We start from the raw sequence: 26,437 nt of genomic DNA on the forward strand, positions 1-26,437 counted from the left end.
TTGAGACGATTGAAAGCCATTGCCGCACGCGCCGGCGCTGCCGTGATGATCGGCGTGATCCGGGCCCTGTTCGGCTTCCTGCGCCTGCTCGGGGCGGAACGTGCCAGCGATCTCGGCGGCTGGCTCCTGCGCAGCGCCAGCCCCTTGATCCCCGTCAACCGCGTCGCGCTGGCCAATATCCGTGAAGCCTTCCCGGACATGGACGAGCCCGAGGTGCGCAGGATCGCACGTGGCGCCTGGGAAAATCTCGGCCGCACCGCCGCCGAATACGCCCATCTGAAGACGCTGTTCGACTACGACTACCTCAATCCCGACAAGCCCTCGCGCGTCGAGGTCTCCGGAATCGAGCACTTCATCGCGCTCAAGGACGACGAGAAGCCCGGCCTGATCTTCTCAGCGCATCTCGCCAATTGGGAGCTGCCGGCGATCTGCGCGGCGGCCTATGATCTCGACACCACGGCCGTCTTCCGCGCCCCCAACGACCCCGCCATCGCCAGCGTCGTCTACGAGATCCGCTCCGGTGCGATGGGCGGGCTCGCCGCCGCCAAGCAGGGCGCCGCCTTCGCCATGCAGGGCGTGCTCGAGCGCAACGGCCATCTCGGCATGCTGATCGACCAGCATTTTACGCGCGGCGTCGTGGTTCCGTTCATGGGCCGGCCGGCGCTGACCAACCCGATCATGGGCAAGTTCGCCCGCCGCTTCGACTGTCCCGTCCATGGCGTGCGCGTCATCCGGTTGCCGAACCAGCGCTTCCGCCTGGAACTCACGCCGCCGCTCGATCTCCCGCGTGACGCTGCCGGCGAGATCGACGTGCAGGGCGCCATGGCCATGATGACGGCGGTCGTCGAAGGCTGGGTCCGCGAGCATCCCGAGCAGTGGCTCTGGATGCACCGGCGCTGGCGCCCGAACATGATCAAGGCATCCGCGGCACGAGCCGATCACGCCACCGCGATGAAGCCCATTTTCAAGGCAACGTGATTTCCCTGTGAGAATGAATGCGCGCTTTGTTATGGTCACGCATCGCGCGCCCCCAAGGCGCAGGGATGCCGGCCTGCGGCAGTCGATACGCCCATACCAAATCTTAGGGCGAATCTGATCTGATGCAGCTGGAACCGTCCTGATGCCTCGCCGAGTTCAAGACATGGTCCTTCCTGCCCGCCTTCTCCTGACCTCGCTCGCCGTGTTTCTCGGCGGCGCGATGGCCTCTGCGCAGGTGTCCGACAAGACCCAGCCCAAGGCGGTGATCGAGCTTTTCACCAGCCAGGGCTGCTCGTCCTGCCCGCCGGCCGATGCCCTGATGGTCGAACTCAGCAAGAGCCCCGATCTCGTCGCGCTGACCCTGCCCGTGACTTATTGGGATTATCTCGGCTGGAAGGACACGCTCGGCAAGGACAGCTTCGCCAAGCGCCAGAAGCTGTATTCGAAGGCGCGCGGCGACGGGCAGGTCTACACCCCGCAGGCCGTGGTCAACGGCGTCACGCATGTGATCGGCTCGGAGCGCGGCGAGATCCAGCGGGCGGTCAGCGAACACCCGGCGGCGAAGTTCGCAGCCAACGTCTCGCTTCAGGAGGAGGCAGGAGCCCTGCGTATCCGGCTGGCGCCGACAGGCACGCCCGGCGCGAAGGCCGCCAGTGTCTGGGTCCTACCGATCACGCGCATGGTCACGGTGCCCATCGCGCGCGGCGAGAATCAGGGCAAGACGATTTCCTACGCCAATGTCGTGCGCGGTCTGGTCCGCGTTGGCGAGTGGGACGGCAGCACCGCGACCGTCACCGCCCCGCTGACAGCGACGAAGGCGCCCGAGGCCGACAGCTACGTCGTCATCGTCCAGACCGAGAAGCCCGGCCAGTACGGCATGCTGCCAGGCGAAATCCTGGGCGTCGCGCGCGGCTCGCGCTGAGGCACGGCTACAGGATCACCACCTTGTTGGGGAGTTCGTCGACATCGTCGCCGGCACGCGGCGCATGGCTCGCGAGCACGCGACCGACAGCGCCCACCGCGTCGATCAGGCCCTCGCGCAGGTTGTCGTCGCGGGCCGCCGCCAGCAGGGGTTCGATGATCCCGCGCCAGGTCGCGTCGTCGACCTTACCGTCAATGCCCGTATCCGCGACGATCTCGGCATAGCGCTCCTGCAAGGCGACGTAGAGCAGGACCCCGGTCCGGTCCTTCGTCCGGGTCAGGCCGCGCGCCGCGAACTCGCGCAGGGCGACGTCATGCCCGCGCCGGCGCTTGACGAAGCCGGGCACGAAACGACCGCCCCGACCATACCAGAGCAGGGCGCCCAGCAGCACGGCCGCGCAGATCAGCTGGATCAGGAAGATCCGGGGCGCGCTCGTCATGGTCAGTGCCAGCAGGGGCCACGGCACGAACAGCGCGAGCCCCAGCGCCATCACCACGGGCACGGTGCGATAACTCGAGGCCGCGCGATCGATCACCACGACGATCTCGCCGGACGTCAACATCTCTGCCTGTCGCACAGCGTCCGCGATCGCGTCCCTATCGGTTGAATCCATCACCAGTCTCCCGAGGCGCCGCCGCCGCCCGACGAACCCCCGCCACCTGAAAACCCGCCGCCCGAGCCACCCGAGCTCCAGCCACCGCCACCGCCGCCCCAGCCCGAACCGGAGCCTGTGCTCCAACCGGTGCTCTGCKGCAGCGTCACCCACTGGCCGTTGCGCATCCGGTGGCGGCGCGGACCGCTCTTCTGGCTGACGCCGCGGATGAAGGCGACGATAAACAGGAAGATGAAGAGCATCGCGACGACGACCGCAATGTCCTCGGCAAACGAACTTTCGTCGTCGCGCACCACTGCGCGGCGCTGCCACTGCTCGGCATCGCCGCTGAGGATCTCGAGGATCGCATCGACGCCGCCCTCGATCCCCCCGGCAAAATCGCCGGTTTTGAATTTGGGTGTCACCGCCGTGGTGATGATCACCTTCGACAGCGCATCGGTCAGCGCGCCCTCGAGGCCATAGCCGACCTCGATGCGCACCTTGCGCTCATTGGGCGCCACGAGCAGAAGGACGCCATTATTGGTCTTGGCCACGCCCAGCTTCCAGAACCGGAAGAGCCCGTTGGCGAAGTCCTCGATGCCGATCCCCTGCAGGGAGGGCACCGTAGCGACCACGAGCTGGTCGCCGGTCTTGTCCTCATGCGCCTTGATCTTGGTCTCGATGCGCCCGCGCGCCTCGGTGCCGATCAGGCTCGCGCCATCGACGATGCGCCCGGTGAGTGCGGGGTAGGACGGCTCGGCGGCAAGAGCCAAGCCGGTCCAGAGGAGCAGAAGCAAGAGTGCGGGCACGCGCACCAGACCCCCCCTCCCAACTGGGAGAGAGGTTCTCCGTACGTCGCTGCGCCGGATTCCCGGATTCACGCGAAAACCCTGCCGGTTACGCTCAGAACTTCACCGCCGGCGGGCGTTCCGCACCCGATGTCGCGGCAAAGGTCTCCATCGGCTTGGACCCCCAGAACAGCTTTGCCCAGATCACGCCCGGAAAGGTACGGATCTCGGTGTTGAAGGCCTGCACCGTCTGGATGTAGTCGCGCCGCGCCACGGTGACGCGGTTCTCCGTGCCCTCGAGCTGCGACTGCAGCGCCAGGAAGTTCTGGTTCGACTTCAGCTCGGGATAGCGCTCGACCGTCACCATAAGCCGGCCCAGCGCGCCGCTGAGTTGGTTCTGCGCGTCCTGGAATTCCTTGAACTTTGCGGGGTCGGTGATGGTCGAGGCGTCGACCTTCACCTGGCTCGCCTTGGCGCGGGCCTCAATGACCTGCGTCAGCACCTCGCGCTCCTGTGTCGCATAGCCCTTCACGGTCTCGACGAGGTTCGGGATCAGGTCGGCGCGGCGCTGGTACTGGTTCTGGACTTCCGACCAGGCGGCCTTGGCCTTCTCCTCAAGGGTTGGGACGTTGTTGTAGCCGCAGCCGGCGAGCGCCAGGCCCATGAGGGCGACAGCCGCAACCGTCAGACTCCGGCGAAAAGCGATAGAAATGGAAAGCGACATGCCGGGGGCCCCTTCTGACGGCGTCTCGAAACTCACGAAGCGCGACCTTAGTCCGCCTCAACCGCCAGTCCAAGGCGGCGTGTGGCCTATTTGCGCGAGGCCATGGTGACGCCATCGATTTCGGCGTTACTGTGCCGCGCATAAGCCATTGAGGACGAGTCCGATGCCAATGCTGTCGCAAAAACCTCAACTGCTCTTCGCAACGGCCCTGTTGGCGGCGCTCAGCACCGCTCCGGCCAGCGCACAGACACTCGCGCCTGCTCCGGAAGCATCGACCGGGCGTATCGCCAAGACCTTCGGCAGCGCGCAGCGCTTTATGGTGGCCGCCGCCAATCCGCTCGCCGCCGACGCCGGTCGCGAGATTCTGCGTCGTGGAGGCAGTGCGGTCGATGCCGCGATCGCGGTCCAACTCGTGCTGAACCTGGTCGAGCCGCAGAGTTCGGGAATCGGCGGCGGCGCCTTTTTGGTGCATTGGGACGAGGCCGGCAGGAGCGTCGCCACCATGGATGGACGCGAAACCGCCCCGGCCGCAGCCCGGCCAAACCGCTTCATCGGGCAGGATGGCAAGCCGATGAAGTTCCAGGAGGCGGTCGTCGGCGGCCGCTCTGTCGGAGTGCCGGGAACCTTCAAGCTGCTCGAGGCCGCCCATCGGCGTTGGGGCAAGCTGCCCTGGGCAGAGGTGCTCGCGCCCGCGATCAAGCTGGCCGAGAATGGCTTCGCGATTTCGCCGCGCCTCAACGGCCTGCTTTCACGTGAAACATCGCTGGCGAAGAACGCGCTCGCGGCCGCCTATTTCTACGAGCCCGACGGCAAGGCCAAGGCTGTCGGGACCGTGCTGCGCAACCCCGCTTTCGCCGCGACCCTCAAGGCGGTCGCCGAGCGTGGCACCGACGCCTTTTATTCCGGCGCAGTCGCCGAGGACATTGTGGCGACGGTGACGGGTCACCCGACCAATCCCGGCGACATCACGCTGGCCGACCTGGCCGGCTATGGCGTCGTCGAGCGCGAACCGGTCTGCGGGGCGTATCGCGTCTGGCGCATCTGCGGCATGGGCCCCCCGAGCTCCGGCGCCATCGCGATCCAGCAGATGCTCGGCATCCTGGAAACCCGGGATCTCGCGAGGATGAAGGCCGGCCCCGAAGCGGTTCACTGGTTCAGCGAGGCCGGGCGCCTCGCCTTTGCCGATCGCGCGCTCTACGTCGCCGACCCCGGTTTCCTCAGCGTCCCCGTGACCGGATTGATCGACCGCGACTATGTCCGTTCGCGCGCCGGCCTGGTCAGCCCCGACAAATCGATGGGCCGCGCCAAGCCCGGCGACCCCCCGCACAAGCGCGCACAGTTACTGAGCCCCTCGGAGGGCATCGAGAACGGCACCAGCCACATCTCTGTCATCGACGCCGCCGGCAATGCCGTCTCGATGACCACCACGATCGAGGACGGTTTCGGCTCGCGGCTGATGACCAAGGGCGGCTTCCTGCTCAACAACGAGCTGACCGACTTCTCCTTCCTGCCCGAGGAGGACGGAAAACCCGTCGCCAACCGTGTCGAGGGCGGAAAGCGGCCGCGCTCGTCGATGGCGCCGACGCTCGTCTTCGACGCGTTCGGGCGGCTCTATGCCGTGGTCGGCTCGCCCGGCGGCAGCCAGATCATCGGCTATGTCGCCAAGACGCTGGTCGCATTGCTCGACTGGAAAATGGATCCGCAGGCGGCCGTCGACCTCGCGAATTTCGGCAGCCGCAACGGCCCGACCGAACTCGAGGCCGGTACAGAGGCCGATCCCTGGAAGGCCGCGCTCGAAGCCAAGGGCCACGAGGTCCGCGTGCTGGAGATGAATTCGGGAATCCAGGCGATCGTCAAGACGCCGGAAGGGTTTGTCGGCGGCGCCGACGGCCGCCGTGAAGGCGTCGCGATCGGGGATTGAGCCGCGGCAGAGCGCGCCTACTCTTCCTCGGCGCGCCGCTCGCCGCCGGCATCGCGGCCGGCGATCAGCCAGTAGACGAAGCCGCTGGCCGCGCCGACGAGATAGAGCGCGCCGATGACCCGCACTTCGGCGCCGCTGGGCGTCCGCGTCAGACCAAGCAGCGCCAAAGGCAGCACCGCCGCCAGCAGGCCCGTGAGCCCGCTCTGGATCAAGCCGCTGCGCATCCGGAAGAGCTCAGAGCCGATCGCGACCGCCGCGACCGGAATCACGATGATCGCCAGACCCAGGCGGCTGAGCAGTGACACCGCCGCCAGCGCCGTCGGCTCGATGTCGAGCCCCTCATCGGCCATGCCGAACAGGGCATCGACCAGTTGCCCGAAGCCACCGCCGAGCAGCATCGCCATCTCGGGAGAGGACACGCTGACGATCATCAGCGCGACCGTCCCCGCGCCCATGGCGACGAGCAAAGCGAAGGGGATCAGCAGCAGCCAGCGCAACACCGTCTTATTCCGCAGCTACAGCGGCGGCAGCGGCAGTGGCTTCGTCTTCCGCGTCCAGCATCAGCCGGGCGCGCGCCGAGAGTTTCTCGGTCTCGCTCTTGAGCTGGCCGCAGGCGGCGAGGATGTCGCGGCCGCGCGGCGTGCGCACCGGCGAGGCATAGCCAGCCCGGAACACGATCTCGGAAAACCGCTCGATCCGATCCCAATCCGAACATTCATACACCGTGCCGGGCCATGGGTTGAACGGAATCAGGTTGATCTTGGCCGGAATGCCCTTGAGCAGCCGAACCAGCTCGCGTGCATCGGCATCGCTGTCGTTGACGCCCTTGAGCATGACGTATTCGAAAGTGATGCGCCGGGCGTTCGAGACGCCGGGATAGGTCCGGCAGGCTTCGAGCAATTCGGCGATCGGGTATTTCTTGTTCAGCGGCACCAGCGTGTCGCGCAGTTCGTCGCGCACGGCATGCAGCGAGATCGCCAGCATCGTGCCCATCTGGTCTCCCAGCGGTCCGATCTGCGGCACCACGCCCGAGGTCGAGACGGTGATGCGGCGGCGGCCGAGCGAGAGCCCCTCATTGTCGGAAATCACGTCGATGGCATCGCGCACGCCGTCGAAATTATAGAGCGGCTCGCCCATGCCCATGAAGACGATGTTGGAGACGAAGCGTCCGCCATCCCTGGGAACGAACGCGCCCCCTGGTGCAGCCCGGCCCGGGAAATCGCCGAGCCGTTCGCGCGCCACCATCAGCTGCGCGACGATCTCCTCGCAGGTGAGGTTGCGCACCAGGCGCTGCGTGCCGGTGTGGCAGAAGGTGCAGGTCAGCGTGCAGCCGACCTGGCTTGAGACGCACAGCGTGCCGCGGTCGACCTCGGGAATGTAGACGCATTCGATCTCGGCGCCGCGGTCGCGCGGGCCGGTCGATGGCATCCTGATCAGCCATTTGCGGGTGCCATCGGTCGAGATCTGCTCGGCCGTGACCTCGGGTAGATCAAGCGTGAAGCGCTCGGCGAGCTGCCCGCGCAAGCCCTTGCCGATCGTCGACATCTCGGCGAAATCGCGCACGCCATAATGGTAGATCCAGTTCCAGAGCTGGCCGACGCGCATGCGCCGCTCCTTCTCGGGAACGCCGATCTCGGCCAGTGCCTCGGCAAGGCCTGCACGCGTGCGCCCGGCAAGCGAGCGGCGCTGCAAAACGACTTCGGCCGCAGGCGCGGCGGATTCTAGGACAGCAAGGGTCATCGGAACTCTGTTCGATCGGAGCGCGTTCGGGCCCGGATGACGGGCTCATAGCACAAGATTGGCGCGCTGCGAAATCGCTGCGCTGAGAGTCCGCCCGCAGGGCGCCGGATCGGCAGCCCCGCGAGGGCATGTGCGCTATTTGCAGGCGTCTTCGGCGCGCTTCACCGTCTGCGTCAGGCCGGCCAGCGAGTATTTGTCGCTGGTGGGATTGCCGCGCTTGGACGTGCCCTTGATTTCGAGGCCCGAACCCTTGCGCAGCGCATCCAGCATGCGGGGCTCCTCGGCCGGGTTCTTGAGCCACATGTTCTGGCCCTTGGCGACAAGAGCAAAACGATCCTTGTCGATGATCGCCTGATGCTCGACGCCTTCCTTGAGGTCGAAGTTCATCACGAAGCTGATCTCGTTGCGCACGCCCTCGGCCGGGCGGCTGGAGACGAAGAGCAGGCCCTCGACCTCCTTGAGATTGGCGGGCACCCGGACCTCGGCCTTCGACAGGGCGTAGCAGACCTTGCTGCGGCCCTGCTGGGACGAGAAAGCCTGCCACTTGCCGGCGGTCTCAAGCAAGAGCGCCTGGGCCTGCCCGGAGGCTGCAGCCGCGGCGCGCTGCGCGTGTGACGCGGTCGACAAGCCGAGGCTGACGACAAAAACTCCGGCAATCACGCCGGAGAGAGCCAGGAAACGGGATGCGAACGATCGGTTATGGAGCGTGTCTGGAATCATGGACCGCCATCAGTCAGTAAAAGTCTTAACACCGCGTTTACCTCCGGTTGACCGGAAAAGTTCGCGCGACACTCGGGAGGCCTGGACTAAGGTCCCATGATCCTGGCGAAAATGCGAGCATCATGGCATTTCGTTGGTTGCGGCAGCACCAGCTTGCCATGCCGGCTTGTCATGACCTCCGCGACCGGGCCAGCGCCGTCTCGGCGTATCCTGAGCCTTAACGGCGCCAGCAGCGACTATCTCGATCGCGATCCTATGCCTTATAGTCGGCAAGGCAAGGGAACCGCGGCAGCCATGCAGCATCAGACGCAGCGAACCGGACGGACCAGGCCATGAGGGCGCTGCTCTGCGAAAGCCATGGACCGGCCGAGACGCTGGTCGTCCGCGAACTGCCCGACCCTGTTCCCGGCCCCGGCGAGGTCGTCGTCGACGTCAAGGCTGCGGCGCTCAACTTCTTCGACACGCTGGTCATCCAGAACCGATACCAGGCGAAGCCCGCGCTGCCGTTCTCGCCCTGCGCCGAATGCGCCGGCACGATCTCTGCGCTGGGCCCCGGCGTCACGGGCTGGCGCGTCGGCGAACGTGTCGCAGCGTGGCTCGGTGTCGGGGCGGCCCGCGACAAGGTCGTCGTGTCCGAGGACGCATTGATCAGCCTGCCCGATTCGCTCGACGATGCCCGCGCGGCCGGCCTGTTCGTGACCTATGGCACCGCCATGCACGGGCTGATCCAGCGCGCCCGACTGAAGGGCGGCGAGACGCTCGCCGTACTCGGTGCCGCCGGCGGGGCGGGGCTTGCCGCCGTCGAGATCGGCGCCCTGCTCGGCGCCCATGTCATCGCCTGCGCCTCCTCCCCCGACAAGCTTGCGCTCGCCCGCGAACATGGCGCGCAGGAGGAGATCGACTACAGCCAGGAGGATTTGCGCGCGGAACTCCGCCGGCTCAGCGAAGGCCGGGGCATCGATGTGCTCTACGACACCGTCGGCGGCGATCTCGCCGAGCCGGCCGTCCGCTCGATGGCCTGGGAGGGGCGCTATCTCGTCATCGGCTTCGCCGGCGGCGTCATCCCGAGGATCCCGCTCAACCTGCTGCTGCTGAAGGGGTGCGACCTGCGCGGCGTGCATTGGGGCGACTTCGTGACCCGCGACCCGGCAGCCCATCGCCGCAACATGGAACGCCTGCTCGCCTGGGCCGCAAAGGGGCATATCCGCGCCCATGTACATGCGGAAATCCCGCTCGAGCGCTGGACGGAAGCCTTTGCGCTGATCGGCGACCGCAAGGCCAAGGGCAAGATCGTGCTGACCCTGTGAGACGGCGGCCGGAACGGGTCCGGCCGCAGCTTCATGAGGAGGCGTCGCGCGGCTGCGCCTCCAACGATAAGGCCAGGAGCGACGAAAGGCCGCTCAGAGGTCCGTCATCGACTGCCTGGCCTGCTCGCGATGGGCGGGCGTGATCGAACCCGCCACGGCCGCGATGGCAGCTGCGATGACAGCGGCATCATCTGTGAAGCCCAGGAACGGCATGATGTCCGGGATGGCATCGATCGGCAGCACGAAATAGCCGAGCGCCGCCAGCAGCGTCAGCCGCACGCGTCGCGGCGTCGCGGGATCGCGCGCGCAGATCCAGGCCGCGAGCAGATCCTCCGCGAACGGGATCTTCTTCGCCACACGCTTCAGCCGGCCGAGGAATTCCGAGCCGAACCGCGCCTCGTCACGCAGGCTGCGCCGGATCTCGGCCATCTCATCGGCACTGAAACGCGACGTGAAACCTTCGCTCATCCCTGCATCTCCTCGCCCGTCGCGGTGCTGGCCCCGCATGATGCGGAAAACCTGTGCGATCAGGACGGCTGAAAAATGGCCATGCCCGAAACCCTGCACAAGAGGGGAGCCCGAAAGTCGCTCTTGGCCCGCCTCCCAAGCCCCTCTAAACCCGGGGGAACGCTCGAATAAGATGAGGAAATGGCCATGAAACTCGATTCGTCGCTCTCCGCCATCGTCACCGGCGGCGCCTCCGGCCTCGGCGAGGCCACCGCCCGCATGCTGGCGGGACAAGGCGTGAAGGTCGCGCTGTTCGACCTGAACGCCGAGCGTGGACAGGCGGTGGCAAACGAGATCGGTGGCACTTTCGTCTCCTGCGACGTTACCAGCGAGGCCTCTGTGGACGCAGCCTTCGCCACGGCGCGCATCGCGCAAGGGGTCGAGCGCATCCTGGTCAACTGCGCCGGCATCGCGCCGGGACGCCGCATCGTCTCCAAGAAGCGCGAGACCGGCGAACTGATCGCCCATGACACCGCCCTGTTCGAAAAGGCGCTGGCGATCAACCTGACCGGCACATTCCGCATGATCGCGAAATCGGCAGTGGCGCTGGCGGCGCTTGATCCGATCACGCCCGATGGCGGGCGCGGCGTCTTCGTCTGCACGGCGTCGGTCGCGGCCGAGGACGGCCAGATCGGCCAGGCCGCCTATGCCGCCTCCAAGGCCGGCATCGTGGGCATGACGCTGCCGATTGCACGCGACCTCGCCCAGATCGGCATCCGTGTCATGACGATCATGCCCGGCCTGTTCGAGACACCGATGTTCGCAGGGCTGCCGGAGGATGCAAAAGCCTCGCTAGCCGCCTCGATCCCGCACCCCTCGCGGCTTGGCAAGGCGACGGAATACGCAAGCCTGGTTCGCAGCATCATCGAGAACGACATGCTGAACGGCAGCGCGATCCGGCTCGACGGCGCAATCCGTCTAGCGCCGCGCTGAGGCTCACCCTCTCCCGCCTGAGCCCTCATCCCGAGGGCTGCGGAGAGGCTCACAGGATCCGAAAAACCTCGCCGCGCGTAAGGTCGCGGTAGAGATCCACGCGCTCCCCGTTCCAGTGATAGTCGAGATGGCGGCCCTGCACAGGGTTTGCGGCGCCGTCTGGATAGAACAGTCCAACGCAGCGGCCCCCGAGCCTGCGCAGGCTTGGATAGACGACACCCTCCGCCCCCCCGGCCCTAAGCGTGGCACCGAGCGCCTGGCTCTCGGCATAGTCGTCCCGCGCCAGCACGCCGCCATCCGCCGGGTCGAGCCCGCAGAGATCATGCAGGCGTGCGCTAACATCGAGCTGAATTTCGCGGAACTGCGACGTCCAGCCCGGCTTCTCGGCGGTGGCGGCCATGAAGCGGGCATGGTGGTGGATCGTCTCGAACAGCGCGACCTCAAAGCTGTCGCCGGCATAGAGGACGCCGAAGCGGCCATCGCTGAAGCGGCTCGGACGGTCGGGGCTGGCATGGGTGAAGGGCGCCATCAGCCAGGTTGAGCCCGGGCCCGAGACGCGCCGTTCCACCGGCACCAGCGCAAGGTTACCGACACTCTCCATGACGCGCGGATTGGTCTTCTGCTCGGCCGAGAGGATCAGAGGCCAGTCGGCGGGGTCGGCAATGTCCTCGAACAGGTCGATCGGCGGGAACAGGCTGCGGATGATCCGCACGCCGCCGAGCCACTCGATCTGCGCCAGCGGAATATCCGCAGGCGCCGGCGCCGCGGCATCGTTCACCAGCCACCCCGCTCATGGTCGAGATAGCGCCGCACCCGCATCAGGTCGGTCAGTTCGCCGCCGAGCATGATCTCGAGCGCGCTGCGGCCGGCAAAGGCCGCGTTGGGCGCCTTGACCCAGTCATAACCGCGCTGCGGCTCGCGGAAGATCAGCCGCAGCGCCTTGTGGATTCCCATCAGGTTCGACAGGCGCGCCTTGCCGTCGCGCGAACAGCGGCCGATCTCACCGGCCTTCCAGCGCCGGAAACTGCGCAGCGGCAGATCGAGCAGCGTTGCCGCCTGATCGTCGGTCACGCGCCAGAGCCTGAACAGGTTGACGACGGCGCGGAACATCGCCGCCGCTTCGTCGTCGGAGATCGGATCCGGGACGAAGTCGGGCGGGGCCGTCTCGATGCGCAGCAGAGCCGTCATGGCGCGATCTCCATTTGGCATAAATTGGTATCAAAGATGCCAAATGGCAAGGCTGTTCGATTGAGGCAGCCTATTCGGCAGCCGTCGGCTTCGCCTTGATCTCGTGCTTCAGGATCAGAGGGGTCTGGGCCAGCGCGAAGATCATGGTCAGTGGCATAACCCCCCAGACCTTGAATGCGACCCAGAAATCCTGCGTCTGCGTGCGCCAGACGACCTCGTTCAGCGCCGCCAGCACGAAGAAGAACAGGCCCCAGCGCAGGGTCAGCTTGCGCCAGCCCTCCTCGTCGAGTTGGAGCACGGTCTCCAGCACAAGTGCCAGCAGCGAGCGCCCGAAGAACAGGCCCCCGAGCAGCACGCAACCGAACAGCGCGTTCACGATGGTCGGCTTGACCTTGATGAAGAAGGCATCGTCGAGAAGGATGGTCAGGCCGCCGAAGACGCTGACCACGATCGCGTTGACGATCGCCATGCGCGGCAGGTAGCCCATCAGAATGCGCGACAGCGCCAGCGCCACCAGCGACGCCACCATGAAGACGCCCGTGGCGACGAAGATCCGCCGGTCGGCCGTGACGCCGAAGAACCGGTCGCCATAGGCATTTGCGAAGAAGAATATCGCCAGCGGGCCGAATTCGAGCGCGAGCTTCAGAAGCGGATTGACGGCTGGCTTGGCCGCCGCCCCGCTTGCCCGCTTGTCTTGATCAAGGCCACTCTCGCTCACGCCGCTTCTCCCAGCCCTGCGACCGCACGGGCAAATTCCTCGGCCGAGAACGGCTCCAGATCCTCGACGCTCTCGCCGACGCCGATGAAATGCACCGGCAAGCCAAATCGCGCCGCCAGCGCCACCAGAATGCCGCCGCGTGCGGTGCCGTCGAGCTTCGTCATGACGAGTCCGGTTATGCCCGCAGTGTCCTGGAACGCCTCGACTTGGCTGATCGCATTCTGGCCGACGGTCGCGTCCAGAACCAGAAGTGCCGCATGCGGCGCCTCGGGCTCAAGCTTGCGGATCACCCGGACGACCTTGGCGAGTTCGTCCATCAGACCTGTCTTGTTCTGCAGGCGCCCGGCCGTGTCCACGAGCAGCACATCCGTGCCGGCGGCCCTGGCCTTCTGCAGCGCCTCGAATGCGAGACCCGAGGCATCGGCGCCCTGCTGGCCCGAGACGACCTCGCAGCCGGTGCGCTCGCCCCAGACCTTGAGTTGCTCGATCGCAGCGGCGCGAAAGGTGTCGCCGGCGGCGAGCATCACGGTCTTGCCCTCCGCCCGGAACTTTGCCGCGAGCTTGCCTATGGTCGTGGTCTTGCCGGAGCCGTTGACCCCGACCATCAGGATCACGAAGGGCTTTTTCGTGGCGTCGATCGCCAGTGGCAGCGCAACCGGCGTCAGGATCGCCTCGACCTCGCGCGCCAGGATCGCCTTCACCTCGGCTGGGTCGATCTGCTTGTCGTAGCGGCCTTCGCCGACCGCCTTGGCGATGCGGGCCGAGGTGGCGAGGCCGAGATCCGCCTGGATCAGGATGTCCTCAAGGTCCTCGAGCGTGCCGGCGTCGAGCTTGCGCTTGGTGAAGAGCTCGCTGATCCCCGTGGTCAGCGCCGAGGATGTGCGCGACAGCCCCTGCGTCAGCCGCTTCCACCAGCTCTGCTTGGGCTTGGGCGCCACGACGACCGGCGGCTCCATCACAGGCTCCGCCTGGACAGGCGCAGGTTCGGGCATCGCGACAGGCAGGGGCACGTCGATCGGCAGCGGTGAGGCCTCGCCCATCAGCACGTCGGGCGCGATCAACGCCTCGGGTTCGGGCTCCGGCGGTGCTTCTGTTGCCGGCGCCGCGGGCAACTGGTCCGGCTTCGCCTGCTCGTCCTCAAGTCCGAAAAGCCTCGAAAGGAAGCCGCGTTTCTTCGGTTGCGTCTCGCTCATCACCCGTCCTGTCGTCCGGCCGCGACGCTCCCCGAGGTTGCGTCGCAAGGCCGCCTTCGCTAGCGCAATGCCATGACCGCGCCCGATCAACCAGAAATTTCGCAAGCCCTGCCCTCGCAGGAGCAAGACCGCGACGAAACGGCACTGCCGGTGCCGCTGCTCTACCGCGACGCCATGATGCTGGTCATCGACAAGCCAGCGGGCCTGCCTTCGCACCGCGGCCCCCAAGCCAAGCGCCGGGTCATCCCTGTGCTCACCGACCATCTCGACGCGCTGCGCTTCGGCCTGCCGCGCAAGCCAGAGGCCGCGCACCGTCTCGACAAGGACACCTCCGGCTGCCTCGTGCTCGGCCGGCATCCGCGCGCCATGGCCGATCTCAACCAGATGTTTCGCGAAGGCCGCATCGGCAAGACCTACTGGGCCGTTGTCGAGGGCAGCCCTGAGCAGGACGAGGGGCTCATCGACCTCGCCTTGTCACGACGCGATCCCGACCGGGGCTGGTGGATGAAGGTCGATCCCGAGGGCCTGCCCTCGCAGACACGATTTCGTGTGCTCGGGCGCGGGAGCATGGACGGCACGGCGCTCGCCTGGCTCGCGCTGGAACCGCTGACAGGCCGCACGCATCAATTGCGCGTGCATTGCGCCGCCATGGGCTGGCCGATGCTGGGAGACGAGATCTATGGCTCGGCGCCGCGCGAAGGCGGGCCCGGACTACATCTCCACGCACGCAGCATTACGATCCCGCTCTACAAGAAGCGCGCCCCGGTCCAGGTCGAGGCGCCCCCGCCCGCCCATCTGCTGGCGGCGCTGACGGCCTGCGGCTGGTCCGAACCTTTCCAGAATCCTAACGCACCCGCCTGAGTCCCGCTGGCTCCGTGCAACCGTTCCCTAAGGTCTTCGCGCTATGGGCTTGGGCTCACGCGAGCGACGGCAGGGGCCATGCACCAGACAGCCACCGTGACCAGTGCGGAAGGGACGCCCTCCCTGCACACGCTCGAGGCTGCGCGGCTTGCCAGTGACGGGGCACCCGGCTCTCCGCTCTCGACGCTGCTCGGCTGGGTCGAGGGCTATCTGATGAGCGCCCATGCCGAGCTCGGGCGCAGCGGCGCGGTCTGCCCCTTTACAAGGCAGGCGGCCAGGCTGGACACCGCACGCATCGGCATCTGCGAGGCCAGCCCCGAGGACGAGGACTTGGCCTTCGCGCTGATCCGCAGCAGTTTTCGTGCGCTGGAGGCCATCCCCGCCAAGCCGAGCATGGCGCATTTCCGCACTGTGATCGTCGGTTTCCCCGCCTGCGCTTCGCCCGAAGGCATTACGATGCTGCAGCGGGTGCAGAAGCGCCACAAATTCTATTCGCTCGCCCGCAACCGGATGATCGGCCTGATGTATGCGGGTTCTGACGCGCCAGGCCTGTGGAACCCGGATTTCCGGCCATTGCGCGCGCCGCTGCCCGTGCTGGCGATCCGCCACATGGTCGAGCAGGACGCGCCATTCGCAGCGCGCCACCCCTTGCTGCTGCTGCCCTATCTGGCGCGCTTCCCGCTGGCAGGGACCAGGCGCCTGTTTGCGCTCGCCCGGACAGGCGCCTGATGACGCCTTCGGTCGCGCTGCGGACGGCCTGCCTCGACCCGACTGCGCAAGCCGACATGCTCACGCGCCAAAGCGGGCTGGCGATCGAGATCGTGCGCGACGACGCCGGCTTCCTCGCTCTGCGGGAGGACTGGGATGCCCTGTTCGCCCGTTCCGCGCTGCCGCACCAGCTCTTCCAGAGCCATGTCTTCCTGCGCCATTGGGCCACGCATTACCGCGAGCCCGGCGCCCGGCTGAGCATCGTCACGGCGCGACGCGACGGGCGGCTCGTCATGGTCTGGCCGCTTCAGAGCCAGCGCCGCTTCGGGCTCCAGATGCTGTGCTTCATGGGGCTCCCCGTCGCGCAATTCGGCGATGTCCTAGTGGAGCGCGACGGTCACGAGGCGACCCTGCTGGCTGCCGGCTGGAGCGCGGTGCGGTCCCTGCGCGCCGACCTCTTCGAACTGCGCAGGGTGCGCAGCGATGCCGCGCTCAACTTCACCAGCGAGCCCCCCGGCAGCGTTCTGATGGAACGGCGCGAGGCCCCTCGCGTCGACCTCGACCTGCGAGTCGGCCCCGACGGACCGAGCTCGATCTATCCAGCCCGCGAGCGCTCGAACTATCGCCGCCGCCTGCGCCGGCTTGGAGAACATGGCAGCATCGGCTTTGCCACGCTCGGCCCCGGCCCCGAGGCGGCCCGCCTTGCCGGCGAGGCTATCGCCATGAAGCAGGCGGCGCTAACGCGCCACGGCGTGCTGGCGCCGACGGTGTCGGACCCGCGCTTCGCCGCCTTCTTCCGCGACCTCGCAGGCGATACGCAGGGCGGCTCGCCGCTGCGCATGACCGCGATCTCCTGCAATGGCAGCGCGATCGGCATCGACATCGCGTTCGACTGCAAACGGACGAGCTTCGGTCACGTCATCGCGACGCATCCCGATCATGAGCGCGGCGGCGTCGGCAGTGTCCTGATCCATCGCAGCTTCGACGCCGCCAAGGCGCGCGGAAACACGCATTTCGACCTGCTGGCGCCGGCCGATCCCTACAAGCTCGAACATTCCGACGAAGTAACCGGGGTCGAGGACCGGCTGATGCCACTGTCGCTGGCCGGACAGCTGGTCTGCCGGATGGGTCGCGCATCTGCGCCCGATGCTGCGCGCGACGCTGCGAAACCTGCCGGCCCCGGTGACGCAGCGCCTCGCAGCCTGGTCGCGACCGGGCAAAAGCTGAGCGCTCAGCCGATCAGCGCATCCATCGCGCGCGCCATACGGACGTCGAGCTCGGTCAGGCCACCAGCATCATGCGTCGCCAGCGTGACCTCGACGGTGCGGTAGATATTGGTCCATTCCGGGTGATGGTCCATGGTCTCTGCCAGCAGCGCGACCCGTGTCATCCAGCCAAAGGCCTCGCTGAAATCGCGGAAGGTGAAGCGTTTGGCGATCGCCTCGCGGCCCTCGACCAGCTTCCAGCCGCTCAGCGTCACGAGCGCCTCGTCGCGGGCTTCGGAACTGAGACGCTTGGGCCGCGTCATCGCCGCTGCACCGCACGGCTCGGCAGGCGGTTCGGGTAGGACGGCCCCAGCGGATAGGCCGCCTCCATCACATAGGGCCCGCCGCCGACCGAATCGCGCGACGACATCAGCGCCAACCGTCTCACTGTGAAGCTGATCGGCCGCACGATCGGGTGCAGCGAAAGAAAATGTGCGACATCGACGGGGCTGGTGTCGCGCAGCCGCGCCAGCGTGACATGTGGTACGAACTTGCGCGCTTCCGGGGGCAGGCCGAGCCGCCGCATCATCCGCTCGAGGTCGCCTTGCAGGTCCATGAGCTTGGGGCTCGGCTGGACGCGGGCGAAAACAGCGCGCGGCTTGTCGCCGCCAAAGCTGCCGAGTGCATCGAGCGTGACCTCGAAGGGATAGGACTGCAGGTCACCGAGGAAGGCGTCGACCTCATTGGCGGTGCGCCGGTCGACATCGCCCAGAAAACGCAGGGTGATGTGGAAGTCCGCCGGCTCGATCCAGCGCGCACCGACCAGGCCGCCCCGATGCAGCGTCAGCGCCGAAGCGACGTCGGCGGGAATCTCAAGAGCTGTGAACAGCCTCGGCATGTGCGAATCAGTGCCAAGTTTTTGTGACCCTGGCGAGACGATAGCACTGCTTAGCCGATATTCGTCCACAGGAGGCAGGGCTCGCGGTCGTTCCGGGGCAGGCCGACGGCCTGAGCAAGGGGCCCGCCCCAACGGGGCGCCCGGAATGACAGCGCGGCGACCCTTACGGGCAGGGATTGCCGACGAGCTGATGCACGGCGTCGATCTTGGCTTCGAGCTCGGGCGAGATCGCGACCTCCGTCGAAGCGATATCGGTCTTGAGCTGCGCCATGGAGGTCGCGCCGATGATGTTCGCGGTCACGAAGGGCCGCGAGGTCACGAAGGCGAGCGCCATCTGCGCGGGGTCGAGGCCAGCCTCCCTGGCGAGCGCGATATAGCTCTTGATCGCTCCTTCGGCGCCCTCCGTCTGGTAGCGCTGGCCGCGATCGAACAGGGTCGTGCGGGTGCCCGCCGGCCGTGCGCCGTCGAGGTATTTGCCGGTGAGGAAGCCCTGTGCCAGCGGCGAATAGGCGAGCAGGCCGACATCCTCGCGCAACGCGACCTCGGCAAGCGCGGTCTCGAAGGTGCGGTTCAGCAGGCTGTAGGCGTTCTGGATCGACTGCACGCGCGGTCGCTCGCCCTGCTCGGCGTCGCGCAGGAACTGCATCGTGCCCCAGGCGCTCTCGTTGGACAGGCCGAGATGGCGGATCTTGCCGGCCTTCACAAGTTCGCCGAAGGCGTCGAGCTGCACGGCAATCGGCGTCTCGTCGGCCGGGCGCTCCAGCAGCGCCTTGCTGAATCGGGTCGGGTTCGAGCCCCAAGGCATGGGGCGCTCGGGGAAATGCAGCTGGTAGAGGTCGATATAGTCGGTCTGCAGCCGCGCCAGGCTCTTGTCGACCGCCTCGAAGATCTGCTTGCGGGTGACCCGCGTCTCGCTCTTGTCGTCGCGGAACCAGGTGTTTCCGCCACGCCCGCAGACTTTCGAGGCGAGGATCACCTTGTCGCGCTTGCCGTGCGCCTTGAACCAGCTGCCAATGATGCTCTCGGTCGAGCCCTGGGTCTCCGGCCTGGGCGGGATCGAGTAGAGCTCGGCGGTGTCGAAGAAGTTGATGCCCTGGTCGAGGGCATAGTCCATCTGCTGGTGGCCCTCGGCCTCGGTGTTCTGCTCGCCCCAGGTCATGGTGCCCAGGCAGATGGCCGAGACCTTGAGATCGGTGCGGCCGAGACGACGATATTCCATGACGATGCAACTCCGATAGGCACGAGCGAGGACGCCGCGAGATGGCTTGAGGTGATTTCGGGCCGGACGGCCGTTTCAGGATCTGGCGGGCAGCGTCGCGAGGAAGCGCTCGACCGTGGGCAGGATGTTGCGGACGATGACGCGGACGCCTTCGGCCGTGGGATGAAGCAGATCGGGCTGGTTCAGCGCGCGGTCACCCGCGATGCCCTCCAGGAAGAAGGGGTAGAGCACCAGCCCGTGCTTTTCGGCAAGCCTGGGAAACAGCCCGTCGAAGCGGGCGACATAGTCGGCTCCGAGATTGCGCGGGGCATACATCCCTGCCAGCAGGACGGCGATGTTGCGCGCCTTCAGCCGGGTGATGATCGCGTCGAGCGTCTTCTCGGTCAGGGCGGGATCCTGCCCGCGCAGGGAATCGTTGGCGCCGAGTTCCAGGATCACGCCATCGGTGCCGTCGGGCACCGACCAGTCGAGCCGCTCCAGCCCGCCTTGCGCGGTGTCGCCGGACACACCGGCGTTCACGATCTCGACAGCAACCCCCTTCTGGCGCAGCGCTTGCTCCAGAACGACAGGAAAAGCCGCGTTCTGCGGGAGGTTGTAGCCGGCCGACAGCGAGTCGCCGAGCGCCACCAGCTTGACCGGCTTGGCGGAGCTTTGGGCCTGGGACAGGCTTGTCATCGGGAAAACCAGGCTGAGAGCGAACAGAAAAACCGCGGCGAGCGATTGGAGAAGCCCGGACAAGCGCCCATATCGCCGCAGGAGGGGGCGTGAATCCGGCCTGCCCCGCTGCGGTCGCGATCGCATGCAAGTGGGATCAATCTTGAATTGCGAAGGAATCATTGAGCGATGAGCGATGCGCGTTCCGAGGCTGGAAGGCCTGCGATCGAATTGCAGGATGTCCAGCTTAGTCTGGGGCGTGCGGCGGCTCGCGTCCATATCCTCAAGGGCGTTTCTTTGGCGCTGGCCTCAGGCGAGGCGACCGGGCTGGTCGGTCCCTCGGGCTCCGGCAAGTCGACACTGCTGATGACGATGGCCGGTCTGGAGCGCCCGGACTCCGGCGTCGTGCGCGTGGCGGGTCAGGATCTCGGTGCGCTCGACGAGGACGGGCTCGCCGTGTTTCGCGGGCGCCGCATCGGCATCGTCTTCCAGTCCTTCCATCTCGTGCCGACCATGACGGCGCGCGAAAACGTCGCCCTGCCGCTCGAACTGGCCGGCGCCAGCGACGCCTTCGCCCGGGCCGAGGCGGAATTGCGCAATGTCGGGCTAGGCGACCGCATGGACCATTACCCCGCCCAGCTCTCGGGCGGCGAGCAGCAGCGCGTCGCGATTGCGCGCGCGGTCGCGCCCGATCCGGCGATCCTCGTCGCCGACGAGCCGACCGGCAATCTCGACGAGGGCACGGGCCGCTCGATCGTCGACCTGATCTTTGCGCTGCGGCGCGAGCGTGGCGCCACCCTGGTGCTGGTGACCCATGACCTAGCCTTGGCCGCGCTCTGCGACCGCACCGTGCGGCTGCGCGCCGGACGCATCGAGGCCGACGCCGATCTGGCGGTAGCCTGACCATGCACGCGACCGTCAAGCCTCAACCCCGGCCAGCCCCGAACCAGCTCTCCACTGCCGCGAGCGCGGAGCTGGCGCTGCGCCTCGCCTGGCGCGATCTGCGCGGTGGTTTTCGCGGCTTTGGCGTCTTCATCGCCTGCCTGGCGCTCGGCGTCATGGCGATCGCCGCCGTTGCCTCCGCCTCACGCGGCCTGACCGAAGGTCTCTCTCGCGAGGGCCGGCGCATTTTGGGCGGCGACGCCGCCTTCAGCCTGATCCATCGCGAAGCCACGCCGCCGGAGCTCGCCTTCCTGACGTCACGCGGCACGGTCTCGACTATCGCCACCATGCGCGGCATGGCCAATGCCGGCGAAAAGGGCGCGGCGCTTGTCGAGATCAAGGCGGTCGATGCCGGCTATCCCAGCATCGGCGAGGTCACGACCGATCCGCAGATGCCCGTCGCCGCCCTGATGGCCGAGCGCGATGGCGTCTATGGCGCCGCTGCCGACCCCGTGCTGTTGGGCCGGCTCGACCTGAAGCCCGGCGACACCATCATGGTCGGCTCTGCAAAGATCCAGCTGCGCGCCAATCTCGTCTCCGAGCCCGACAAGATCGCAGCCGGCGTCGGCTTCGGCCCGCGCCTTCTCCTGTCGCAGGACGCGCTGCGCGCGACCGGCCTGATCCAGCCCGGCAGCCTGGTGCGCTGGACCTACCGCGTCCAGCTGCCGCAGGCGGCCGCCGATGACGCGTCGCTTGCCCGGCTGATCGCCGATGCCGGCACGCAGACGCGCGATGCCGGCTGGGAAATCCGCTCGCGCAGCAATGCCAATCCGGGCTTCCAGCGCAATCTCGAGCGCTTCACCCAGTTCCTCACCCTTGTCGGCCTGACCGCCCTGCTCGTCGGCGGCGTGGGTGTGGCCAATGCGGTGCGGCGTTTCGTCGAGGCCAAGAAGCTCGACTTCGCCACCATGAAGGCAGTCGGTGCCACCGGCGGCCGCGTCGTCGCGATCCACCTGACCGAGGTCATGCTGGTGGCGGCGGTGGGCACCGCGATCGGGCTGGCGCTGGGCGCCGCCGCTCCGTTCGCGCTGGGCTATGCCTTGCAGGGCGTCCTGCCACTGCCCTTCGAGCCCACCCTGGCGCCCGGCGAGCTCGGCGTCGCCGCGCTCTACGGCCTGCTGACCGCGCTGGTCTTCGCGATCCTGCCTCTCGGCCGCGCCCATGATGTCCCGGTCTCGGCGCTGTTCCGCGACCAGATCGAGCCCGATGCCCGCCGCCCGCGCGCGATCTATCTTGTGATCTGCCTGCTGGCGCTGGCGGGACTCGTCGGTGTCGCGCTCGCCTTCGCCTATGAGCGCCGGATCGCGCTGATCTATATCGGCGTGATGACCGGCATCTTCATGCTGCTGCGCGGCGTCTCCTGGGGCCTGATGGCACTCGCCCGCCGCGCCCCGCGCCCAAAAAGCCCGGCGCTGCGCATGGCGCTGGCCAACAGCTACCGCCCCGGTGCGCTCACGCCTTCACTGGTGCTCTCGCTTGGCCTTGGCGTCGCGCTACTCTCGGCGCTTGCCTTCATCGATGTCAGCCTGACGCGGCAGCTCACCCAGGCCCTGCCCACCAAGGCGCCGAGCTTCTTCTTCCTCGACATTCCCAACGCGGAATCGGCCCGCTTCGATGCCTTCCTGGCCCAGGAGCGTCCCGGCGCCACGCTGGAGCGCGTGCCGATGATGCGCGGCCGCATCGTCAGCATCAACGGCGTCCGGGCCGAGGACATCAAGGCCTCCGAGCAATCCGCCTGGGTGCTCGATGGCGACCGCGGCATCACTTATGCCGAGAAGATGCCCGACGGCTCCAAGCTCGCCGCCGGCGAATGGTGGCCGGAAAACTATCGCGGCGAGCCGCTGGTCTCGTTCGATGCCCAGAACGCCGCCGGCATCGGCCTCAAGATCGGCGACATCCTCGCGGTCAATGTGCTCGGCCGCAACATCAGCGCCCGCGTCGCCAATTTCCGCGCGGTCGAATGGCGCTCAATGGGGATCAATTTCGTCATGCTGTTTTCGCCCAACAGCTTTGCCGGCGCGCCGCACACAAATCTGGCGACAGTGACCGCCGCGCCCAATGGCGCCGGCGCGACCGACGCCGCCCTGATGCGGCGCCTCGCACTGGACTTCCCCTCGGTGACGGCCGTGCGGGTCAAGGATGCGCTCGAGGCGGTCAACACCATCGTCGGCCAGCTGGCCACCGCGATCCGCGGCGCCTCGGGCCTGGCCATCGCGGCGAGCCTGCTCGTGCTGGGCGGGGCCCTCGCCGCAGGGCAGCGCGCGCGGCTCTATGACGCGATGATCCTGAAAACTCTCGGCGCGACCCGCCGCTTTATACTTTCGTCGTACGCCCTTGAATATGCGGCGATCGGGTTGGTGTCGGCACTGTTCGGCGTTGTCGCGGGTGCTCTGGCGGGCTGGGGCGTCGTCACGCAAGTGATGAAGATCGAATTCGTCAGTGATCCCACGGGGGCTTTACTGGCCGCGACTGCGGCTGTCGGGGTCACCGTTCTGTTCGGTCTGACAGGAACCCTGCAGATACTGGCGAAAGCACCGGCTTCTCATCTAAGAAATTTGTGAAGACTAGCCTCAATAGCCTGCGGATAGACATGGACGCCGCGTCATATTGCATGGTCGAGCACCTCACGTTTCTTGGCGCGGCGTGCCTTAACCATGGCCGCCCCTTGTAAGCGCGGGCAATCCGCCTCATATTCCGGGCATCGCCGCGCTTTCGGCGACGATGGACGCCGCATGGGCGATGTCCATCCCAGGAATTCAACGTCAGGGGAACTCGCTCGATGAGCAACTTCGACCGCAATGCTCCAGTCTGGGGTGCCGGCCGCGCACAGCAGACCAGCGCCGTCGAGATGGATCAGGGCCTGCGCTCGTTCATGCTCGGCGTCTACAACAACATGACCGTCGGCCTGGCCATCACCGGTCTCGCCGCCATCGGCATCAGCATGCTCGCGATCGCCGGCGTGTCCGCCGAGGGCAAGATCACCGGTCTGACCCCGCTCGGCGTGGCGCTCTACACCAGCCCGCTGAAATGGGTCGTGATGCTGGCGCCGCTGGCTTTCATCATGCTGTTCTCGTTCAAAGCTGAAAGCATGAGCTCGGCTTCGGCGCGGATTATGTTCTTCGCCTTCGCGGCAGTGATGGGTGTGTCCCTGTCGTCGATCTTCGTCGTCTTCACCGGCGCGTCGATCACCCAGGTGTTCTTCATCACGGCGGCCACCTTCGGCGGCATCAGCCTCTACGCATACACGACCAAGCGCGCGCTTTCGGGCATGGGCTCGTTCCTGATCATGGGCCTGATCGGCCTGATCCTCGCCTCGGTGGTCAACATCTTCCTGGCTTCGAGCGCGCTCGCCTTCGCCATCTCGGCGATCGGCGTGTTGATCTTCGCAGGCCTCACCGCCTGGGATACCCAGCGCCTCAAGGAGATGTATCTGTCCTCGGACATGGATTCGGAATCGGCTGCGAAGCTTTCGGTGAACGGCGCGCTGTCGCTCTACCTGAACTTCATCAACATGTTCCAGATGCTGTTGCAGCTCTTCGGCGATCGCCGCTGAGCGAGCGCTGGCTTCAGTGAACACCAAGCCCCGGCCGCAAGGCCGGGGCTTTTCTTTTGGTACGGGCTTTGCTGATCATCGGCGCATGACGCCAGTTTCGATCCGCCCGGCCGCGGCCGCCGACATTCCCGCCATCACCGCGATCTACGCGGACGCGGTCTTGCACGGCACGGCCTCCTGGGAACTCGCCCCGCCTGACGAGGCCGAGATGCTGCGCCGCCACGAGGCGATCCTCGCTGGCGGCTACCCCTATCTGGTCGCCGAGCGCGACGGCATCCTTCTGGGCTACGCCTATGCCGGCGCCTACCGGCCACGGCCGGCCTATCGCGCCACCGTCGAGAACTCGATCTATATCGCGCCCGACGCCCAGGGCGCGGGTGTGGGTTCAGCGCTGCTGGAAGCTCTGATGTGCGCCTGCACGAAAAGCGGCTTCCGCCAGATGATCGCAGTGATCGGGGACGGCACCGGCGCCTCGGTAGGCTCGCGGCGCCTGCATGAGCGAGCCGGGTTCCACCTTATCGGGGTAGCAGAGAAGGTCGGCTACAAACACGGCCGCTGGCTCGACCAGATGCTGATGCAGAAGGAGCTGGGCCAGGGGGATGCGACGCCGCCAACCTTGTGAGCCCGCGCGTCATCGCCAGCCAAGCGAAGCAATCCGGACTGACGAGCTCTATGATCCTGGATTGCTTCGCTTCGCTCGCAATGACGGATAGAGTCGTTTTCAGCCGACCACGCTCAGCTTCTTGTCGAGCACGGCCAGCACGCGCGAGAGCTCTGTCCCGCGCTTCAGCACGAGGCCCGTCGCCGCCACCACCGAATAGGCGCCCTGGCGACGCGCTAGCGCGGGGTCCTTGACGATCCGGTAGAGCGGCACTTCTGACGACCGCCGATAGACCGAGAACTCGGCCTTGTCCTTGAGAAAATCGATGGCGTAGTCGCGCCATTCCCCCGCCGCCACCATCCGGCCGTAGAGGCTCAGAAGCGCCGACAATTCGCGTCGATCGAAAGTGACGCTCGCCGGTTTAGCCGGAGCGGCGGTGGTCACGGGGAACGCCACCACGGCCCCAGCCGCTCGCGACTGCGGCGTTTCGCTTTCGCTCATTGCGCCTCCTGATCGGCGGCCGGCACGGCCATGCCGACATACGCGCGCGATGATGCGCCCGTGATGCCGTGCTGGCAATATGTCGTCCGGTGCGCTTGGCCGGCCGATCACGGCTTCGTCAGCACCGCCGCATTTTCGCCCCGAACGCGCCCAGCCGCGGCCAAGTTGGAGGTCTCAACTGCCGGTGTTGCCTCGACGGCCCGGCTCTGCAGTTCTTCGGATTTGTCAGCCCCCCAGCCCCCCGGAGTCCAGCGGGGTCGGGCCATTCGCTTCGAGGCCAACTCAACGGCTGGCGTCTCGCGTCGGCCGTTTTTCTTTGCCCGCCCGCTCTCAGCGTGCCTGCCGGTGGTATTCGGCGTTGGGGCGCATATCGACCGCCGACGCCATCCGGTTCGACATGTTGAAAAAGGCGGCGACCGCTCCGACGTCCCAGATGTCGCGCTCGCCGAGGCCGGCCTTGCGCAGGGTCTCGCGATCCGCCTCGCCGACCTGATGCGGCGCTTCCGTGAGCTTCACGGAGAAATCCAGGATGGCGCGATGCCTGGCCGACAACTCGGCCGCGCGGAAGTTCATCGCCATCAGTTCGCCGAGCACGGGATCGCCCGAGAGCTGACGCACGGCCGCGCCATGGGCGGCCAGGCAGTAGAAGCAGCGGTTCACGCTGGAGACCGCAACCGCGATCATCTCCCGCTCGAGCTTCGATAGGCCCGAGGGCGCAAGCATCAGATCATTATAGAATGCCGCGAACGCCGTGAGCTTGGCGTCGTCATGCGCATAGGACAGGAGCACGTTCGGCACGAAGCCGAGCTTCTCCAGGCATTTGTCGAAATAGGCCTGATTCTCCGCAGATAGCGCGCCCTGCGGAAGGTCCAGAGCCATCACGGCCGGCGTTTCGTCCTGACGGACCGGCATCTCGCCCGGCTTCGATTTGTCATGCTTTGTCGTCATGGTTCCTCCGTCAGGCCGTTCCGTGCTGGACTTCGACATAAATCGGTCGCTGTCTCGGTCGATTCGACCGTATCGCGACATCGCTCGCGGCATAAGTTGAATGGCGACGCAGCCTA

Annotated in this window: 29 protein-coding genes; 12 read left to right on the top strand and 17 right to left on the bottom strand. The window is 67.0% G+C overall.

The window, feature by feature from the left end:
- Together AC1D2L_RS21870 and AC1D2L_RS21875 are read left to right on the top strand one after the other, a co-directional pair.
- Nucleotides 1-978, top strand: a complete 978-nt coding sequence (locus AC1D2L_RS21870) for a lipid A biosynthesis lauroyl acyltransferase (protein ID WP_476848010.1) — start codon at nucleotides 1-3, stop codon at nucleotides 976-978.
- A 163-nt stretch (nucleotides 979-1,141) separates the two neighbouring features.
- Nucleotides 1,142-1,900, top strand: a complete 759-nt coding sequence (locus tag AC1D2L_RS21875) for a DUF1223 domain-containing protein (RefSeq protein WP_476848011.1) — start codon at nucleotides 1,142-1,144, stop codon at nucleotides 1,898-1,900.
- 7 nt (nucleotides 1,901-1,907) lie between these two features.
- Here AC1D2L_RS21875 and AC1D2L_RS21880 read toward each other — a convergent pair whose 3' ends face one another.
- The 3 genes from AC1D2L_RS21880 to AC1D2L_RS21890 all read right to left on the bottom strand — a co-directional run bounded on the left by AC1D2L_RS21880 (nucleotide 1,908) and on the right by AC1D2L_RS21890 (nucleotide 4,004).
- Nucleotides 1,908-2,513 carry a TPM domain-containing protein gene (locus AC1D2L_RS21880; RefSeq protein WP_476848012.1) on the bottom strand — a complete coding sequence of 202 codons (606 nt, stop codon included), beginning with the start codon at nucleotides 2,511-2,513 and terminating at the stop codon, nucleotides 1,908-1,910.
- Nucleotides 2,513-3,301: a TPM domain-containing protein gene (locus AC1D2L_RS21885; protein ID WP_476848085.1), complete on the bottom strand. Its 789-nt coding sequence runs from the start codon at nucleotides 3,299-3,301 to the stop codon at nucleotides 2,513-2,515. The genes AC1D2L_RS21880 and AC1D2L_RS21885 overlap by 1 nt, the downstream gene beginning before the upstream one ends.
- Before the next feature lie 94 nt (nucleotides 3,302-3,395).
- The gene (locus AC1D2L_RS21890; RefSeq protein ID WP_476848013.1) at nucleotides 3,396-4,004 is read right to left on the bottom strand and encodes a LemA family protein; all 609 of its coding nucleotides are present in this window, start codon (nucleotides 4,002-4,004) and stop codon (nucleotides 3,396-3,398) included.
- A gap of 163 nt (nucleotides 4,005-4,167) precedes the next feature.
- On the opposite strand from AC1D2L_RS21890, the gene ggt reads away from it, so the two are divergent.
- A complete protein-coding gene (gene ggt / locus AC1D2L_RS21895) occupies nucleotides 4,168-5,925 on the top strand; it encodes a gamma-glutamyltransferase (protein WP_476848014.1) in 1,758 nt (585 codons plus the stop codon).
- A gap of 17 nt (nucleotides 5,926-5,942) precedes the next feature.
- Here the strand turns inward: ggt and AC1D2L_RS21900 are convergent, their stop codons facing one another.
- The 3 genes from AC1D2L_RS21900 to AC1D2L_RS21910 form a co-directional block, all read right to left on the bottom strand.
- Entirely contained in the window at nucleotides 5,943-6,425 is a 483-nt protein-coding gene (locus tag AC1D2L_RS21900; RefSeq protein WP_476848015.1) for a hypothetical protein, read from the bottom strand.
- Between the two features lie 4 nt (nucleotides 6,426-6,429).
- Nucleotides 6,430-7,665, bottom strand: coding sequence for a dual-specificity RNA methyltransferase RlmN (gene rlmN / locus AC1D2L_RS21905; RefSeq protein WP_476848016.1), 1,236 nt, complete (start codon nucleotides 7,663-7,665; stop codon nucleotides 6,430-6,432).
- Nucleotides 7,666-7,800: 135 nt separating this feature from the next.
- Entirely contained in the window at nucleotides 7,801-8,292 is a 492-nt protein-coding gene (locus AC1D2L_RS21910) for an invasion associated locus B family protein (protein WP_476848017.1), read from the bottom strand.
- Between the two features lie 425 nt (nucleotides 8,293-8,717).
- Between AC1D2L_RS21910 and AC1D2L_RS21915 the strand changes: the two genes are divergently transcribed.
- Nucleotides 8,718-9,692 (top strand): NADPH:quinone oxidoreductase family protein, encoded by a 975-nt coding sequence (locus AC1D2L_RS21915; protein WP_476848018.1) that lies wholly within the window; start codon nucleotides 8,718-8,720, stop codon nucleotides 9,690-9,692.
- Nucleotides 9,693-9,785: 93 nt separating this feature from the next.
- On the opposite strand, the gene AC1D2L_RS21920 is transcribed toward AC1D2L_RS21915, so the two are convergent.
- A complete protein-coding gene (locus AC1D2L_RS21920) occupies nucleotides 9,786-10,160 on the bottom strand; it encodes a YkvA family protein (protein ID WP_476848019.1) in 375 nt (124 codons plus the stop codon).
- 186 nt (nucleotides 10,161-10,346) lie between these two features.
- On the opposite strand from AC1D2L_RS21920, the gene AC1D2L_RS21925 reads away from it, so the two are divergent.
- Entirely contained in the window at nucleotides 10,347-11,132 is a 786-nt protein-coding gene (locus AC1D2L_RS21925) for an SDR family NAD(P)-dependent oxidoreductase (protein WP_476848020.1), read from the top strand.
- Between the two features lie 49 nt (nucleotides 11,133-11,181).
- On the opposite strand, the gene AC1D2L_RS21930 is transcribed toward AC1D2L_RS21925, so the two are convergent.
- The 4 genes from AC1D2L_RS21930 to ftsY all read right to left on the bottom strand — a co-directional run bounded on the left by AC1D2L_RS21930 (nucleotide 11,182) and on the right by ftsY (nucleotide 14,231).
- The gene (locus tag AC1D2L_RS21930) at nucleotides 11,182-11,910 is read right to left on the bottom strand and encodes an RES family NAD+ phosphorylase (protein WP_476848021.1); all 729 of its coding nucleotides are present in this window, start codon (nucleotides 11,908-11,910) and stop codon (nucleotides 11,182-11,184) included.
- Nucleotides 11,907-12,320, bottom strand: coding sequence for an MbcA/ParS/Xre antitoxin family protein (locus AC1D2L_RS21935; protein WP_476848022.1), 414 nt, complete (start codon nucleotides 12,318-12,320; stop codon nucleotides 11,907-11,909). The genes AC1D2L_RS21930 and AC1D2L_RS21935 overlap by 4 nt, the downstream gene beginning before the upstream one ends.
- Nucleotides 12,321-12,390: 70 nt before the next feature.
- On the bottom strand, nucleotides 12,391-13,038 hold the full coding sequence (locus AC1D2L_RS21940) for a septation protein A (RefSeq protein ID WP_476848023.1): 648 nt from the start codon (nucleotides 13,036-13,038) through the stop codon (nucleotides 12,391-12,393).
- Nucleotides 13,035-14,231, bottom strand: coding sequence for a signal recognition particle-docking protein FtsY (gene ftsY, locus AC1D2L_RS21945; protein ID WP_476848024.1), 1,197 nt, complete (start codon nucleotides 14,229-14,231; stop codon nucleotides 13,035-13,037). The genes AC1D2L_RS21940 and ftsY overlap by 4 nt, the downstream gene beginning before the upstream one ends.
- Before the next feature lie 174 nt (nucleotides 14,232-14,405).
- On the opposite strand from ftsY, the gene AC1D2L_RS21950 reads away from it, so the two are divergent.
- The 3 genes from AC1D2L_RS21950 to AC1D2L_RS21960 all read left to right on the top strand — a co-directional run bounded on the left by AC1D2L_RS21950 (nucleotide 14,406) and on the right by AC1D2L_RS21960 (nucleotide 17,131).
- Entirely contained in the window at nucleotides 14,406-15,092 is a 687-nt protein-coding gene (locus AC1D2L_RS21950; RefSeq protein WP_476848086.1) for an RluA family pseudouridine synthase, read from the top strand.
- Nucleotides 15,093-15,170: 78 nt separating this feature from the next.
- Entirely contained in the window at nucleotides 15,171-15,821 is a 651-nt protein-coding gene (locus tag AC1D2L_RS21955) for a DUF6875 domain-containing protein (protein ID WP_476848025.1), read from the top strand.
- Nucleotides 15,821-17,131 (top strand): GNAT family N-acetyltransferase, encoded by a 1,311-nt coding sequence (locus AC1D2L_RS21960; RefSeq protein WP_476848026.1) that lies wholly within the window; start codon nucleotides 15,821-15,823, stop codon nucleotides 17,129-17,131. Before AC1D2L_RS21955 ends, AC1D2L_RS21960 begins: the two co-directional genes overlap by 1 nt.
- On the opposite strand, the gene AC1D2L_RS21965 is transcribed toward AC1D2L_RS21960, so the two are convergent.
- The 4 genes from AC1D2L_RS21965 to AC1D2L_RS21980 form a co-directional block, all read right to left on the bottom strand.
- Nucleotides 17,032-17,328, bottom strand: coding sequence for a 4a-hydroxytetrahydrobiopterin dehydratase (locus AC1D2L_RS21965; RefSeq protein ID WP_476848027.1), 297 nt, complete (start codon nucleotides 17,326-17,328; stop codon nucleotides 17,032-17,034). The genes AC1D2L_RS21960 and AC1D2L_RS21965 overlap by 100 nt on opposite strands.
- On the bottom strand, nucleotides 17,325-17,903 hold the full coding sequence (thpR, locus tag AC1D2L_RS21970; protein ID WP_476848028.1) for an RNA 2',3'-cyclic phosphodiesterase: 579 nt from the start codon (nucleotides 17,901-17,903) through the stop codon (nucleotides 17,325-17,327). Before thpR ends, AC1D2L_RS21965 begins: the two co-directional genes overlap by 4 nt.
- A 163-nt stretch (nucleotides 17,904-18,066) precedes the next feature.
- Nucleotides 18,067-19,122, bottom strand: coding sequence for an aldo/keto reductase (locus AC1D2L_RS21975; protein ID WP_476848029.1), 1,056 nt, complete (start codon nucleotides 19,120-19,122; stop codon nucleotides 18,067-18,069).
- 75 nt (nucleotides 19,123-19,197) lie between these two features.
- Complete coding sequence (locus AC1D2L_RS21980; RefSeq protein ID WP_476848030.1) at nucleotides 19,198-19,797, bottom strand: arylesterase; 600 nt, start codon at nucleotides 19,795-19,797, stop codon at nucleotides 19,198-19,200.
- A 168-nt stretch (nucleotides 19,798-19,965) separates the two neighbouring features.
- Here AC1D2L_RS21980 and AC1D2L_RS21985 point away from each other — a divergent pair, with 168 nt between their 5' ends.
- From AC1D2L_RS21985 to AC1D2L_RS22000, 4 genes are all read left to right on the top strand, one after another.
- Entirely contained in the window at nucleotides 19,966-20,679 is a 714-nt protein-coding gene (locus AC1D2L_RS21985) for an ABC transporter ATP-binding protein (protein ID WP_476848031.1), read from the top strand.
- Nucleotides 20,680-20,681: 2 nt separating this feature from the next.
- A complete protein-coding gene (locus tag AC1D2L_RS21990; RefSeq protein WP_476848032.1) occupies nucleotides 20,682-23,279 on the top strand; it encodes an ABC transporter permease in 2,598 nt (865 codons plus the stop codon).
- Nucleotides 23,280-23,497: 218 nt separating this feature from the next.
- Nucleotides 23,498-24,271 carry a Bax inhibitor-1/YccA family protein gene (locus AC1D2L_RS21995; RefSeq protein WP_476848033.1) on the top strand — a complete coding sequence of 258 codons (774 nt, stop codon included), beginning with the start codon at nucleotides 23,498-23,500 and terminating at the stop codon, nucleotides 24,269-24,271.
- Nucleotides 24,272-24,356: 85 nt separating this feature from the next.
- Nucleotides 24,357-24,893, top strand: coding sequence for an N-acetyltransferase family protein (locus AC1D2L_RS22000; protein ID WP_476848034.1), 537 nt, complete (start codon nucleotides 24,357-24,359; stop codon nucleotides 24,891-24,893).
- Between the two features lie 99 nt (nucleotides 24,894-24,992).
- On the opposite strand, the gene AC1D2L_RS22005 is transcribed toward AC1D2L_RS22000, so the two are convergent.
- Together AC1D2L_RS22005 and AC1D2L_RS22010 are read right to left on the bottom strand one after the other, a co-directional pair.
- Entirely contained in the window at nucleotides 24,993-25,373 is a 381-nt protein-coding gene (locus tag AC1D2L_RS22005; protein WP_476848035.1) for a DUF2794 domain-containing protein, read from the bottom strand.
- Nucleotides 25,374-25,703: 330 nt separating this feature from the next.
- Entirely contained in the window at nucleotides 25,704-26,321 is a 618-nt protein-coding gene (locus tag AC1D2L_RS22010; RefSeq protein ID WP_476848036.1) for a peroxidase-related enzyme, read from the bottom strand.
- Between the last annotated feature and the right edge of the window lie 116 nt (nucleotides 26,322-26,437).

Source organism: Allobosea sp. P1_B10, from assembly GCF_056406735.1.

Coding starts and splice junctions, on each gene's coding strand:
- AC1D2L_RS21875 (WP_476848011.1), top strand. CDS start 1,142: ATGGTCCTTCCTGCCCGCCTTCTCCTGACCTCGCTCGCCGTGTTTCTC.
- AC1D2L_RS21880 (WP_476848012.1), bottom strand. CDS start 2,513: ATGGATTCAACCGATAGGGACGCGATCGCGGACGCTGTGCGACAGGCA.
- AC1D2L_RS21890 (WP_476848013.1), bottom strand. CDS start 4,004: ATGTCGCTTTCCATTTCTATCGCTTTTCGCCGGAGTCTGACGGTTGCG.
- ggt (WP_476848014.1), top strand. CDS start 4,168: ATGCCAATGCTGTCGCAAAAACCTCAACTGCTCTTCGCAACGGCCCTG.
- rlmN (WP_476848016.1), bottom strand. CDS start 7,665: ATGACCCTTGCTGTCCTAGAATCCGCCGCGCCTGCGGCCGAAGTCGTT.
- AC1D2L_RS21915 (WP_476848018.1), top strand. CDS start 8,718: ATGAGGGCGCTGCTCTGCGAAAGCCATGGACCGGCCGAGACGCTGGTC.
- AC1D2L_RS21920 (WP_476848019.1), bottom strand. CDS start 10,160: ATGAGCGAAGGTTTCACGTCGCGTTTCAGTGCCGATGAGATGGCCGAG.
- AC1D2L_RS21925 (WP_476848020.1), top strand. CDS start 10,347: ATGAAACTCGATTCGTCGCTCTCCGCCATCGTCACCGGCGGCGCCTCC.
- AC1D2L_RS21935 (WP_476848022.1), bottom strand. CDS start 12,320: ATGACGGCTCTGCTGCGCATCGAGACGGCCCCGCCCGACTTCGTCCCG.
- ftsY (WP_476848024.1), bottom strand. CDS start 14,231: ATGAGCGAGACGCAACCGAAGAAACGCGGCTTCCTTTCGAGGCTTTTC.
- AC1D2L_RS21950 (WP_476848086.1), top strand. CDS start 14,406: ATGATGCTGGTCATCGACAAGCCAGCGGGCCTGCCTTCGCACCGCGGC.
- AC1D2L_RS21955 (WP_476848025.1), top strand. CDS start 15,171: ATGCACCAGACAGCCACCGTGACCAGTGCGGAAGGGACGCCCTCCCTG.
- AC1D2L_RS21960 (WP_476848026.1), top strand. CDS start 15,821: ATGACGCCTTCGGTCGCGCTGCGGACGGCCTGCCTCGACCCGACTGCG.
- AC1D2L_RS21965 (WP_476848027.1), bottom strand. CDS start 17,328: ATGACGCGGCCCAAGCGTCTCAGTTCCGAAGCCCGCGACGAGGCGCTC.
- thpR (WP_476848028.1), bottom strand. CDS start 17,903: ATGCCGAGGCTGTTCACAGCTCTTGAGATTCCCGCCGACGTCGCTTCG.
- AC1D2L_RS21975 (WP_476848029.1), bottom strand. CDS start 19,122: ATGGAATATCGTCGTCTCGGCCGCACCGATCTCAAGGTCTCGGCCATC.
- AC1D2L_RS21980 (WP_476848030.1), bottom strand. CDS start 19,797: ATGACAAGCCTGTCCCAGGCCCAAAGCTCCGCCAAGCCGGTCAAGCTG.
- AC1D2L_RS21985 (WP_476848031.1), top strand. CDS start 19,966: ATGAGCGATGCGCGTTCCGAGGCTGGAAGGCCTGCGATCGAATTGCAG.
- AC1D2L_RS21990 (WP_476848032.1), top strand. CDS start 20,682: ATGCACGCGACCGTCAAGCCTCAACCCCGGCCAGCCCCGAACCAGCTC.
- AC1D2L_RS21995 (WP_476848033.1), top strand. CDS start 23,498: ATGAGCAACTTCGACCGCAATGCTCCAGTCTGGGGTGCCGGCCGCGCA.
- AC1D2L_RS22000 (WP_476848034.1), top strand. CDS start 24,357: ATGACGCCAGTTTCGATCCGCCCGGCCGCGGCCGCCGACATTCCCGCC.
- AC1D2L_RS22005 (WP_476848035.1), bottom strand. CDS start 25,373: ATGAGCGAAAGCGAAACGCCGCAGTCGCGAGCGGCTGGGGCCGTGGTG.
- AC1D2L_RS22010 (WP_476848036.1), bottom strand. CDS start 26,321: ATGACGACAAAGCATGACAAATCGAAGCCGGGCGAGATGCCGGTCCGT.